This is a genomic window from Corynebacterium lemuris (genome assembly GCF_024919295.1).
Taxonomy (GTDB): domain Bacteria; phylum Actinomycetota; class Actinomycetes; order Mycobacteriales; family Mycobacteriaceae; genus Corynebacterium; species Corynebacterium lemuris.
Genome location: NZ_JANWTC010000018.1, coordinates 22,448 through 35,080, shown reverse-complemented (window position 1 = coordinate 35,080; position 12,633 = coordinate 22,448). Strand labels below are relative to the sequence as shown.

Annotated in this window: 11 protein-coding genes; 3 read left to right on the top strand and 8 right to left on the bottom strand. The window is 64.9% G+C overall.

Annotated features, from left to right (window positions below; translation table 11 throughout):
• Positions 1–131: 131 nt before the first annotated feature.
• The 6 genes from qcrB to ctaC all read right to left on the bottom strand — a co-directional run bounded on the left by qcrB (position 132) and on the right by ctaC (position 6,595).
• Entirely contained in the window at positions 132–1,760 is a 1,629-nt protein-coding gene (gene qcrB, locus NYP18_RS14210) for a cytochrome bc1 complex cytochrome b subunit (protein WP_259428853.1), read from the bottom strand.
• Positions 1,760–2,980, bottom strand: a complete 1,221-nt coding sequence (gene qcrA, locus NYP18_RS14205) for a cytochrome bc1 complex Rieske iron-sulfur subunit (protein WP_259428852.1) — start codon at positions 2,978–2,980, stop codon at positions 1,760–1,762. The genes qcrB and qcrA overlap by 1 nt, the downstream gene beginning before the upstream one ends.
• On the bottom strand, positions 2,977–3,870 hold the full coding sequence (gene qcrC, locus NYP18_RS14200; protein WP_259428851.1) for a cytochrome bc1 complex diheme cytochrome c subunit: 894 nt from the start codon (positions 3,868–3,870) through the stop codon (positions 2,977–2,979). The genes qcrA and qcrC overlap by 4 nt, the downstream gene beginning before the upstream one ends.
• A 65-nt stretch (positions 3,871–3,935) precedes the next feature.
• Positions 3,936–4,550 (bottom strand): aa3-type cytochrome oxidase subunit III, encoded by a 615-nt coding sequence (ctaE, locus tag NYP18_RS14195; protein ID WP_206436391.1) that lies wholly within the window; start codon positions 4,548–4,550, stop codon positions 3,936–3,938.
• Positions 4,551–5,053: 503 nt separating this feature from the next.
• The gene (gene ctaF / locus NYP18_RS14190) at positions 5,054–5,485 is read right to left on the bottom strand and encodes an aa3-type cytochrome oxidase subunit IV (RefSeq protein WP_126120999.1); all 432 of its coding nucleotides are present in this window, start codon (positions 5,483–5,485) and stop codon (positions 5,054–5,056) included.
• Between the two features lie 15 nt (positions 5,486–5,500).
• Positions 5,501–6,595 carry an aa3-type cytochrome oxidase subunit II gene (gene ctaC / locus NYP18_RS14185; protein ID WP_259428850.1) on the bottom strand — a complete coding sequence of 365 codons (1,095 nt, stop codon included), beginning with the start codon at positions 6,593–6,595 and terminating at the stop codon, positions 5,501–5,503.
• 431 nt (positions 6,596–7,026) lie between these two features.
• Between ctaC and asnB the strand changes: the two genes are divergently transcribed.
• A complete protein-coding gene (asnB, locus tag NYP18_RS14180; RefSeq protein WP_259428849.1) occupies positions 7,027–8,949 on the top strand; it encodes an asparagine synthase (glutamine-hydrolyzing) in 1,923 nt (640 codons plus the stop codon).
• A 264-nt stretch (positions 8,950–9,213) separates the two neighbouring features.
• On the opposite strand, the gene NYP18_RS14175 is transcribed toward asnB, so the two are convergent.
• Positions 9,214–9,558, bottom strand: coding sequence for a HesB/IscA family protein (locus NYP18_RS14175; RefSeq protein ID WP_126120996.1), 345 nt, complete (start codon positions 9,556–9,558; stop codon positions 9,214–9,216).
• A gap of 206 nt (positions 9,559–9,764) precedes the next feature.
• Between NYP18_RS14175 and NYP18_RS14170 the strand changes: the two genes are divergently transcribed.
• Both NYP18_RS14170 and NYP18_RS14165 read left to right on the top strand, forming a co-directional pair.
• Positions 9,765–10,460 (top strand): DUF3043 domain-containing protein, encoded by a 696-nt coding sequence (locus NYP18_RS14170; RefSeq protein WP_259428848.1) that lies wholly within the window; start codon positions 9,765–9,767, stop codon positions 10,458–10,460.
• 3 nt (positions 10,461–10,463) lie between these two features.
• Entirely contained in the window at positions 10,464–11,450 is a 987-nt protein-coding gene (locus NYP18_RS14165; protein WP_259428847.1) for a nicotinate-nucleotide--dimethylbenzimidazole phosphoribosyltransferase, read from the top strand.
• On the opposite strand, the gene NYP18_RS14160 is transcribed toward NYP18_RS14165, so the two are convergent.
• Entirely contained in the window at positions 11,451–12,557 is a 1,107-nt protein-coding gene (locus tag NYP18_RS14160) for a branched-chain amino acid aminotransferase (RefSeq protein WP_259428846.1), read from the bottom strand.
• Between the last annotated feature and the right edge of the window lie 76 nt (positions 12,558–12,633).

Here is a 12,633-nt window from a genome sequence, read left to right as displayed (position 1 = left end):
ATCACCTGAAAAGCACGAGCGTTGCAACGACCCTCAGAATCCGCCATCCCCCGGAAAACCACGGAACCCCGCCTCCCCCAGGTACCGGGGAGACGGGGTTCACGCGTGAGCGCAGTGACTTCGGGAACGACCTAGTCGAGCAGGCCGGACTCGCGGTCCTTGGCGCGGGCGGCCTCCTGGAGGCTCTCCAGCATGGCCTTCTCCTCACGCTCGTTGGCGTGGGCGGTCTCGACGGCGGCGTCGGTGAAACGCTTGTCGTCGGGCTTGATCATGGAGCCGCGGGCGACGCGGTCGGCGTAACCGAGCTGGTTCATGCGCTTGGGCACCGGGGCACCGGCGTAGGCCAGCGGGATCGGGTGACCGGCCTCGTCGACCGGGCCGAGCGGCTGGTGGATCTCCACGAAGGCACCGTTCGGCATCTGCTTGATGACACCGGTCTCGACGCCGTGCTCCAGGACAGCACGGTCGCTGCGCTGCAGACCGACGCAGATGCGGTGGGTCATCCAGTAGGCCAGCGGGGGCAGCAGGATGATGCCGATGCGGCCGAACCAGGTCATGGCGTTCAGCGAGATCTGGAAGAAGTGCGCGATGTGGTCGTTACCACCGGAGATGGTCATCAACAGGAAGAAGGTGAGGGCCATGGCACCGATGCCGGTACGGACCGGAACATCGCGCGGACGCTGCAGCAGGTTGTGGTGGGCGTCGTCACCGGTGGCGTGCTTCTCGATCCACGGGTAGGCGAACAGCAGGACAACCATCAGACCAGCGACCAGAGCGACCCAGAAGGCGGACGGGATGGTGTAGTTGCCCAGGTAGAGCTCCCACGCCGGCATGACACGGGCGACGCCGTCAGTCCACAGCATGTAGACGTCAGGCTGGGAACCGGCCGAAACCTGCGAAGGGTTGTAGGGGCCGATGTTCCAGATGGCGTTGATGGTCAGCAGACCGGACATCAGGGACAGGACAGCGGCGGTCAGCAGACCGAAGCCGATGGCCTTGGTGGCGAAGACCGGCATGATGCGGATGCCCACGACATTGTTCTCGGTGCGGCCGGCGCCCGGGAACTGGGTGTGCTTCTGGTACCAGACCAGCGCGAGGTGTGCGGCGATCAGGCCGAGGATGATGCCCGGCAGGATCAGCACGTGCGCGATGTAGAAACGGTCGAGCATCAGATCCGAGGGGAAGTCGCCGCCGAAGATCAGCCAGTGCAGCCAGGTGCCGATGATCGGCAGGCCGATGATGATGGCGGACATGATTCGCAGACCCACACCGGAGAGCAGGTCATCCGGGAGGGAGTAGCCCATGAAGCCCTCGGCCATGCCCAGGATGATCAGGGTGACACCGATGATCCAGTTGGCCTCACGCGGGCGGCGGAACGCACCGGTGAAGAAGACACGCAGCATGTGCGCGACCATGGCCATCATGAACATCAGGGCGGCCCAGTGGTGCATCTGGCGGACGAAGAGTCCACCGCGGACCTCGAAGGAGATGTCCAGCGCCGTGGCGTAGGCACGTGACATCTCGACGCCGTTGAGCGGCAGGTAGGCGCCGTCGTAGATCACTTTGGTGATCGACGGGTCGAAGAACAGTGCCAGGTAGATACCGGTCAGCAGGAGGATGATGAAGCTGTACAGGGCCAGCTCACCCAGCAGGAAGGACCAGTGGGTCGGGAAGACCTTGTTCAGCTGCGGACGGAGGAGACCCGCGGCGGTGTAGCGGGAATCAATGTTGTTGCCCATTCGGGCCAGTTTGTTGCTCATTAGGACCTACGCTCCCAGAATGCAGCGCCGAGGGGTTCAACAAAGTTGCCCGCGGCGATGAGGTAACCCTCTTCGTCGACTTCGATCGGCAGCTGCGGCAGAGCACGGGCGGCCGGACCGAAGACCGGCTTGCCGTACTGGAGCGCGTCAAACTGCGACTGGTGGCACGGGCACAGGATTCGGTTGGTCTGGGCCTCGAAGAGCGAGGTCGGGCAGCCGATGTGCGTGCAGATCTTCGAGTACGCGTAGTAGTCGCCGTAGTGGAAATCCTCCTGGCCCTGACGCTCGATGGCCTTCTGGGCATCTTCGGTGCGCAGGCGGATCAGCATGACGGGGTTACGCGGACCATGGATGGAGTGCATCTGCTCGGTGTAGACACTGGCCTGGGGATCGAAGAGATCACCGTCGTTGACCAGGGACTCGGGCAGCGGGTAGACGGTCTCCATGCCACCGGCATCCAGATCCTCCGGACGCACGCGCACCAGGCGGGAGACGCCGACGGTGCTCCAGTGGCTGCCGGCCTCACCGGTGTGGTTCTCAGCGATCGCACCGGTGTCGCGGGCGAGGTAGAGCTTCACGCCCTGCTCCTGGAGCGTCCAGCCGGAGGTCCACAGGGTGCCGTCACCCATGATGTTCAGCTCGCCGCGCTTCCACGGGTTCTTGATCATGCCACCCAGCGGGGCGACGATGACCAGGCCGGCGAGGATGCCGGCGCCACCGAGCAGACCCTGCAGAGCCTTGCGGCGGCCCAGGGTCGAGGTGGTCCAGGAGTCGTTGAGCAGCGCGGTCAGCGTACGGCGGTCAACCTCGGAGGAGGGACCGTCGTGGCGGCGCTGGACGGAGATCTCCTCGGGGATGATGTTCTTCACGTAGAGGATGACCGCCATGCCCAGACCCAGGATGGAGATACCCGAGGTCAGACCCAGCATCGGGGTGTAGAAGGTGTGCCACATGTGGCCCTCTTCACCCAGGTTCTTGAACTCCCACGGCCAGAAGATGTAGACGCCGAGGAAGGCGATCGCAGCAATGATGCCGACGACCAGCCAGATGCCGACGTTGCGGGCGGCACGCTTCTCAGCCGGATCGTTCGGGACCGGGAAGCGCTCCTTGCGGTACGCGACGGTGACATCGTCCAGCTCGGTGCCCAGGCGCGCGAGCTCGTCATTGCTCATCGCGTTGAGTTCCTGGGCGGTGTAGTTCTTCTTCACTTCGTTGCTCATGAACGCGATCCAATCCACATAGCGGCGGCACCGAGAACGGTGATGCCGATGAACCACATGGCCATACCCTCAGAGACCGGGCCGAGGCCGCCGAGGCCCCAGCCACCCGGAGACGGGGTCTCCTTGGTCGCCTTGATGAAGGCGATGATGTCCTTCTTCTCGTCAGCGGAAAGCTGGCGGTCAGAGAACTTCGGCATGTTCTGCGGGCCGGTGAGCATGGCCTGGTAGATCTCCTGCTCGTTGGCGGGATCCAGGGTCGGCGCGTACTTACCGGAGGACAGTGCGCCACCACGGCCGGTGAAGCTGTGGCAGGAGGCGCAGTTCAGGCGGAACAGCTCGCCACCGCGGGCGATGTCCTGGGCGTCCATCTGGCCGTTGTAGTTCTTGCCACGGAGTTCCTCCATGGCGAGGGTGCCGTCCTCGTTGTACACGAGCTCAGGTCCACCACCGTTGGCGGCCACGAAGGCGGCCATGGCCAGTGCCTGGGCCTCGGTGTAACGCGGGGCCTTACGCTCAGCCTGGGCGTCATTGGACATCATCGGCATACGACCGGAGTGAACCTGGAAGTACACGGCGCCTTCACCGATACCGATGAGGGACGGACCGCGGTCCGGCACACCCTGGAGGTTGGCACCGTGGCAGGTGATGCAGGCGACGTCGTAGAGGTCCTTGCCCTCCTGGATCAGTGCCTGGTCATCCCGCTGGGCGGTGGCGACCTGTGCGTCCGGGGTCAGCGCGGTGGCGAGAACGCCCGCGCCGGTGAGCCCGAGAGTCAGCGCGAAGGCACCAGCTGCGGTACGGCGCATCTTGCGGCGGCCGCGGGCCTTCTTGGCCGAGGCGGACGACTTCGCGTCGCCGCCGGCGGCAATGTTCGGATTGGTATCCATCATTTTCCTTTGAGAATTCGGTTACGGAAAGTGAATGGCTGCAGGCCGATTGCTCGGCAGGCTACGGCCTACTGGACAAGGTAAAGCGTGATGAAGACGCCGACCCAGATGACATCGACGAAGTGCCAGTAGTAGGACACTGCCATGGCGGCGGTGGCCTGTGCCGGCGTGAACTTGGACACGGTCACACGACGGAGCACGACGAGGAAGGCGATGACACCTGCCGAGACGTGCAGGGCGTGGAAGCCCGTGATGATGTAGAAGACCGAGCCGAAGACACTCGACTGGATCGTCACTCCGTGCATGATCAGCTCGTACCACTCGAAGGCCAGGAAGCTGAGGAAAGCCAGCGCCAGACCGACGGTGATGAGGTACCAGCGACGGAGTCCGTAAACGTCACCCCTTTCTGCGGAGAAGACGCCGAACTGCGAGGTGACCGAGGAGGCGACCAGAATCGCGGTGATGATGAATCCATACAACACGTTGAGATTGGCGGTCTGCTCCGCCCAGTCACCTGCAAGGCCGTTCGCGCGCGATGTGAAGTACATCGCGAACAGTCCGGCGAAGAACATCAATTCCTGAGACAGGAACACAATCGTGCCGACACTGACCATGTTGGGTCGGTTCAGTGAGGGAACACGCTGTGGTGCTGCCATACCTGTGTTTGAAACTGCGCTCGTCACGCTGACCAGTATGGCTGTTCCGGGGCCGGAAGTCACTTCAACTCCCCCCGCCCCGAAGGGGAGAATAGGAATACCACCTGCGGTTTTAGGGAAGAAACCGCCCCCGCGAAAATTTTCCCCTTTGCCGGGAACTTTCCCGCCCCTGCATCCGACGCCACATTCCTGCAGGTCACCTCCCCCGGGCCCGCCCGATACCCCTGGGCGGCACTCGTCTGCACTCACTTTACCGGATTTACCCGATTGCAACCTGAGAACCACCGCAAAGGGGTGCGAGATGTAAATCACACGGAAAGAGCCCCGCAAAGGCGGATTACCAACTTTTGGATGACCCCTCCCACCTGCAGGTTCCCCCACTTCAGGCGGGTTCCCCTCCCCCTCTCCGACGATTCTGCCGCCCTTTCTGAAGCTGGGGAAATCCTGGGGAACAGACACGACGAGGCACCCGCCCCAGGGGGGCGGGTGCCTCGTCGTGATTCGTGTGGCAGTTCAGGCCGCAGCGGAGATTAGTGCTTCTCCTTCGGCAGGCCGTACTGCAGGCTGAGGTTGTAGGAGGCCCAGATCAGCAGGACCAGGCCCATGGCGACCATCCACAGGTGCCAGAAGGCGAGGCCCAGGGCCAGGACACCGACGGCGCCGGCCATCCAGGCCGGGTAGATGGAGCCCGGGGAGAAGAAACCGAGGATACCGGCCTTGTCCTCGACCTCGGCCTCTTCCCAGTCCTCGGGGAGGATATCGGCGCGGGAGTCGGTGAAGTGGAGGTAGACACCGAGCATGACGGCCAGGGCGGTAGACAGCACCAGGGCGACGATGCCTACCCACTCCGCTCCACCGCCGGAACCGTCATCGTTGATGTAGGTGGTTCCGAGAGCGTAGACGACGGCGATCAGTGCGAGAAAGGCTGCGATGCCGTACAGCAGTTTAGAGCTGGACTTCATTATGAAACTCCTCGCTTAGATGTTGGCGTTGTTGTCGACGAAGTTCTCGCCGTCCCAGGTCTGGCGGGACGAGTTGAACGGGTGGGTGGTGGTCGCGTACGGAGCCTCACCGATGGACGCGAGAGCCTCAGAGTTCGGGGCGTCCGGGTTGTCGATACGGAACTGCAGGTAGTCCTGGAACGCCTCCGGGGAGACGGCACGCAGCTCGAAGTTCATCATGGCGTGGTAGGTACCGCACATCTCGGCACAGCGTCCGACGAAGGCACCCTCCTCCTCGATGGCCTCGATCTGGAATGCGCGCTGCTGCTGGTTGGCCTCCGGGTGAGCGAAGGCGTCACGCTTGAACAGGAACTCCGGGATCCAGAAGGAGTGGGCCACATCGCCGGAGGCGAGCTGGAACTCAATCGGGGTGTTGGTCGGGAGGACCAGGACCGGGATCTCCTCGGTGGAGCCGAGGGTCTCGATCTGGTTGAAGTTCAGGTAGGACTGGTCGCCCTCGGACATGCCGTGGATCGGGTTCGGGTTGGCGACCAGATCCGGGTCGTCGTACCTGGTGGCCTCAGCCAGCTCCTGGCGGTCCTCATCAAGGCCGACATACTCGGAGCCGGTCGGGCTCAGCTCGGCGGCAACGTTCTGGTAGCCGAACTTCCAGTTCCACTGGAACGCGGTGACGTCCACGGTGACCTGTGGATCCTTGTCCAGCGCGGTGACCTTCTGCTGGGTCTGGATGGTGAAGAAGAACAGGACCATGACGATGATGATCGGCATGATGGTCAGCACCAGCTCAAGCGGCACGTTGTACTGCAGCTGGCGCGGGAATTCACCCTTGCCCTGCTTTTCGGCCTTCTTCGCGTTCCAGCTGAAGATGGCGGTGAGCATGAGAGCCCACATGATGATGCCGATGATCCAGGCGGTGACCCAGACCCAGACCCAGAAGTTGTACATGGAGGTCGCTTCGGGGGTGATACCCGTCGGCCAGCCCATCCCGAGAATCTTGCCGACGCTCTCCGGGGGAGCGACGTCGCAACCGGCGAGGGCGAGGCCGCCCAGCGCCATCACACCGCCGAGACCCGCCTTTCGAGCGAAGCCGCGCTTATTACGCTGTTCCACGTGTGTCTGCCTTCCTGTCCACACTAAATCCTTGAACACTGGTTTAAGCATTCCTAACAAAGCAGGATAGTTCATCGATGGAGGTCTTCCACACAGTTTCAGTCCTCCTCAGATTCGCCGGACGAGACCGGTATCCCTCGAAGTACCCCGGATGTTACAGCCCATGTGGGGTTACCGGCGAATGGGGTGCGCACCACCTCCGGACGCATGTAACCCATTTCACAAGGGCCGACACGCTGCATCATCCGAAAGTTTCCACCCGTTGGTGCAGACTTTCTACCCCCTCCCCCACCGGGAGTGTTTTTCATTTTCATTCGCACCCCACGCCCGTGCCGGTGTCGCCTGCCGACGCCCGCGGGCCGTATCGTAGGACCGACACCTCGACGACTCTAGCGCGTCCCTTCCCGTTATATAGAGGAGAAAATTTCCACATGTGCGGCTTTCTTGGCATGCTCACCGCCCGCGGAGACGCTGACGCCTTCGTCGACCCCGTCACCCGGGCGCTCCCGTGCATGCGCCACCGCGGTCCGGACGACGCCGGCACCTGGCACGACGCCTCCGTGGTTTTCGGCTTCAACCGCCTGTCCATCGTCGACCTCGAGCACTCCCACCAGCCTCTGGTGTGGGGCCCGGCGGACACCCCCGAGCGCTACACCCTGATCTTCAACGGCGAGATCTACAACTTTGTGGAACTGCGTGAGGAGCTCACCGCCGCAGGCCACACCTTCCACACCCGGGGCGACTCCGAGACCATCGTCGTCGGCTACCACCACTGGGGTGAGGAGGTCGTCGAGCATCTGCGCGGCATGTTCGCCTTCGCCATCTGGGACACGCAGGAACAGGTTCTGTTCGTCGCCCGCGATCAGTTCGGCATCAAGCCGCTGTTCTACGCGACCACCCCCGCCGGCACCGTCTTCGCCTCCGAAAAGAAGTCCATCCTGGAGATGGCACCCGAGCTGGGTCTAGGCCTTGAACTTGACCAAAGAGCCATCGAACACTACGTGGACCTCCAGTACGTCCCCGAGCCGGAGTCCCTGCACACCGGCATCCGCCGCCTCGAGTCCGGCTGCACCGCCACCCTGAAGGCCGGGGACGAGGTCGTCGCGAAGCGCTACTTCAAACCGGACTTCGAGGTCACCCCGGTTCCCAAGGGCACCGAACAGGACCTCTTCGACCGCATCGCGCGGGCGCTGGAGGACTCCGTGGAGAAGCACATGCGCGCCGACGTCACCGTCGGATCCTTCCTCTCCGGGGGCATCGACTCCACCGCCATCGCCACCCTGGCCAAGCGGCACAACCCGAACCTGCTGACCTTCACCACCGGTTTCGAGCGCGAGGGTTACTCGGAGATCGACGTCGCCGCGGAATCCGCCGAGGCGATCGGTGTCGAGCACATCGTCAAGGTCGTCTCCCCGGAGGAGTACGCCGCCGCCATCCCGAAGATCATGTGGTACCTCGACGACCCCGTCGCGGACCCCTCGCTGGTGCCGCTGTACTTCGTGGCCCAGGAAGCCCGCAAACACGTCAAGGTCGTGCTCTCCGGCGAGGGTGCCGACGAGCTCTTCGGCGGTTACACCATCTACAAGGAGCCCCTCTCACTCGCGCCCTTCGAGAAGATGCCCTCTCCCCTGCGCCGCGGCCTCGGCCGCCTCTCCCGCGTCCTGCCGGACGGCATGAAGGGCAAATCCCTGCTCGAGCGCGGCTCCATGACCATGGAGGACCGCTACTACGGCAACGCTCGTTCCTTCAACTTCCAGCAGCTGCAGCGGGTCCTGCCCTGGGCAAGGGAGGAATGGGACCACAAGGAGGTCACCGCCCCCATCTACGCCCAGTCCACCCACATGGACCCCGTCGCACGGATGCAGCACCTGGACCTGTTCACCTGGATGCGCGGCGACATCCTGGTCAAGGCCGACAAGATCAACATGGCCAACTCCCTGGAGCTGCGCGTGCCCTTCCTGGACAAGGAGGTCTTCGAGGTCGCCCAGACCATCCCGCACAGCCTGAAGATCGCCGAGGGCACCACCAAATACGCCCTGCGCAAGGCGATGGAGCAGATCGTGCCGCCGCATGTGCTGCACCGCAAGAAGCTCGGCTTCCCTGTGCCCATGCGCCACTGGCTCGCCGGCGATGAGCTCTTCGGTTGGGCACAGGACACCATCACTGAGTCCCAGACCGATGACATCTTCGACCGGAAGGCCGTGCTCGAGATGCTCAAGGAGCACCGCGACGGCGTCTCCGACCACTCCCGCCGCCTGTGGACCGTCCTGGCCTTCATGGTCTGGCACGGCATCTTCGTCGAGGAGCGCATCAATCCGCAGATCGAGGAGAAGGACTATCCGGTGGACATCTGACCGGGTCGGCGTGGCGTCCGCGAACCCCGCGAGGACGAACCTGCGTTCACCCTGGAAATCTGACACATAACCCGCGATGGGCCCGGAAATGGGACTCCTCGCGGGTTTCTCCTCGCGGGTTTCTCCTCGCAGGGTCGTGGTCGCAGGGTCGTGGTCGCAGGGTTCGGCCAGCCCGCCATGGCACCCCGTGACAAGAAAACGCCCGCACTCCCCTGCAAGAGGAAAGTGCGGGCGTCATTTCGTCCGGTGACGGAACCCGGAGTCCTAGTTGAAGGAGTCGCCGCAGGCGCAGGCACCGCCGGCGTTCGGGTTGTCGATGGTGAAGCCCTGGGACTCGATGGTGTCGGCGAAGTCGATCCGGGCGCCGCTGAGGTAGGGCACGCTCATCTTGTCCACCACGAGCCGGACACCGCCGACCTCGTCGATCTGGTCGCCGTCGAGGGAGCGGTCATCGAAGTAGAGCTGGTAACGCAGGCCGGCGCAGCCACCTGGCTGGACAGCGATGCGCAGGGACAGGTCATCGCGGCCCTCCTGATCAAGCAGGGCCTTGGCCTTGGCGGCCGCGGAATCGGTGAGTACGACGCCGGTGCTGGAGGTGGGAGCGGTCATGTTGGTGGTCTCCTTGCGTATCAAAACTTCATGTCGTGCGCCAGGGACTCCCTGTCTGCGGGATACCCGTATACGCGCCCACCATACTCCTCCCCGGGGTCCCGGGACAGGTCCGTCAATGGTGGAGCGGACGCTCACATACTATCAACGCCCACTCCCCGACCCGTATTCCCAAATTCATTCCGGGGCCTTGTAGCCTGGGATCCGTGAAACTCCCCTGGCAGAAATCTGACGACCCCTCCCCCGCCGAGCCTGCTGCGATGCAGACCCCGGCGCCGGAGGAAACCCCGGTTGACCTCCCGAGGGGCTATACCCCGCCGAAGGGTCGCCCCACCCCGAAGCGGAGGGAGGTTGAGATTGAGCGCGGCATCATCCGTGATCCGAAGGCCCCGTCCTCGGCGGCTCAGGCTCAGGCACAGCGCCGGGACCTGAAGAAGTCCATGTCCAAGGAGGAGTGGAAGGCCTACAAGGCCAAGGAGCGGGATGCGAACCGCAGCCGCCAGCGCGAGGTGCAGAAGGCGATGGACGCCGGTGATGAGCGTTATCTGCTGGCCCGTGACCAGGGCCCGGAGCGCCGTTTCGTGCGTGACTGGATCGACTCCCGCCGGTTCATCAACAACGTGGTGCTGCCGGTGGCGCTGGCCCTGCTGGTGATCATGTTCATCGGTACGTGGGCGCCGGCGCTGGCGAACATCATGTCGCTGTTCGCCATGGGGCTGATGGTCGTCTTCTTCATCGAGGGTGTGGTCACGGGCCGCCGGGTGAACCAGGCGGTGCGGGCGAAGTTCCCGGAGACCACGGCTGCGGGCATCGGGCTGGGTTTCTACGCCTATTCGCGGATGACGCAGCCGCGGAAGTGGCGTTCCCCGAAGCCGCGGGTGGAGATCGGCGAGCAGGTCTAGGCCATGCTCTTCGATTCCACTGCACCGGTCACGTCCCCGGACGATCAGGTCCGCGCCGAGGCTCTCGCCGCCGTCTCCGCCTCGGGGTTGGGTCGGCTGCGGGAGCTGGGTGCCTGGGTCGCCGCCTGCCAGGGGGTTTTCCCGCCGGTGCCGCTGCAGCGGTGCCGGGTGGTGGTCTTCGCGGGGGACCACGGCGTCGCGAAGCGGGGGATGTCCACGCTGCCTCCGGAGCATTCCGTCCGGCAGGCCGCCGCCCTCGAATCCGGTGCCGGCGCGGTCAACGTGCTGGCGCGGGCCGCGGGGGCCTCGGTGCGGGTGGTGGATGTCTCGCTGGACCAGGAGGGCGGCCCGGAGCAGGTGCGCCGCGGTTCCGGTGCAGTGGACGTCGAGGACGCCATGAGCGCCGAAGAGTTCACGGCTGCCGTGGAGCTGGGCCGCCGCATCGCGGACCAGGAGGTTGATTCGGGCGCTGACCTGCTCCTGCCCGGTGATCTCGGGGTGGGCAACACGACGGTGGCCGCCGCGGTACTCGGTGCGCTGACCCGGACAGAACCCGTCGCGGTGGTCGGCCCGGGGGCCGGCATGGACGATGAGCTGTGGAAGATCAAGGTCTCCGCGATCCGGGATGCGATGTTCCGCGTCCGCAACCTCGGCACGGAGCCGGAGGAACTGCTGCGGAAGATCTCCTCGCCGGATCTGGTGGCGCTGGTGGCCTTCATCGCGCAGGCCGCGGCGCGCCGCACCCCCGTGCTTCTCGACGGCGCCTCCGTCACCGTCGCCGCCTTCCTCGCCGAGCGCCTGGTACCCGGCACGAGGCAGTGGTGCCAGGCGGGTCAGCTCAGTCCGGAGCCCGCGCACCTGATCGCGCTGCAGGCCCTGGAACTGACGCCGCTGATCGCCCTGGACATGAACGCCGGCCAGGGCGCCGGCGCGCTAGCGGCCCTGCCGCTGGTGCAGGCGGCCGCGGAGCTGCTGGCGGACCAGGCCTGATCAGGCCTCGACGAGGGTGTGCACCCAGCCGTGGGTGTCCTCATACTCGCCGCGCTGGATGGCGGTGAGACGCTCGCGCATGGCCATGGTGACCTCGCCCGGCGTGTTGCCGTTGACCACGAACTCGCCGTCGTTGGACAGGACGCGGCCGACCGGGGTGATCACGGCCGCCGTGCCGCAGGCCATGGCCTCGGTCATGGCGCCGGACTCGACGTCGTCACGCCATTCGTGCTTGGAGATGCGCCGCTCCTCCGTCTCGTGGCCGAGATCGCGGGCGACCTGCAGCAGGGAGTCGCGGGTGACGCCGGCGAGCAGGGAGCCGGACAGCGCCGGGGTGACCACCTTGGCGTCGGCACCCGAGCCGTAGACGAAGAAGAGGTTCATGCCGCCCATCTCCTCGATGTAGGTGTGCTCGATGGCGTCGAGCCAGACCACCTGGTCGCAGCCCTTCTCCTCGGCCTGGGCCTGGGCGAGGAGGGAGGCGGCGTAGTTGCCGGCGAATTTCGCGGCGCCGGTACCCCCCGGGGCGGCGCGGACATAGTCCTCACTCAGCCACACGGAGACGGGCTTGATGCCGCCGGTGAAGTAGGCGCCGACGGGTGAGGCGATGACGAAGAAGGTGTACTTGTTCGCCGGGCTCACCCCGAGGGAGACCTCGGTGGAGATCATGAAGGGGCGCAGGTAGAGGCTGGCCTCGCCGCCGGCGGCGGGGACCCATGCCTGGTCGACGTCGACAAGCAGGCGGATGGCCTCCAGGAAGTCCTCCGTGGGCAGCGGCGGCATGGCCAGCCGCTCGGCGGAGCGCTGCATGCGCTCGGCGTTCTGGGTGGGACGGAAGGTGGCGACGGAACCGTCGGGCTGACGGTACGCCTTGATGCCCTCGAAAATCGCCTGACCGTAATGGAACACCGTGGTGGCCGGGTCCATGGGGATGGACTCGTAGGGGCGCACCTGTGCGTCGTGCCAGCCCTTGTCCTCGGTCCACTCGATGGTGACCATGTGGTCGGTGAAGTTCTTGCCGAACCGCGGATTCCGCAGAATCTCCTCGCGCGCCTCATCGGACGCCGGAGTGCTCGTACGGTTCACGGAGAAATTGAGAGACGTCATGGCGATAACGGTACACCCGCACGGTTTTGGTGGTCTCTATAAGCTGGGGACAACACAAGCCAACCTCAGGAGGTAT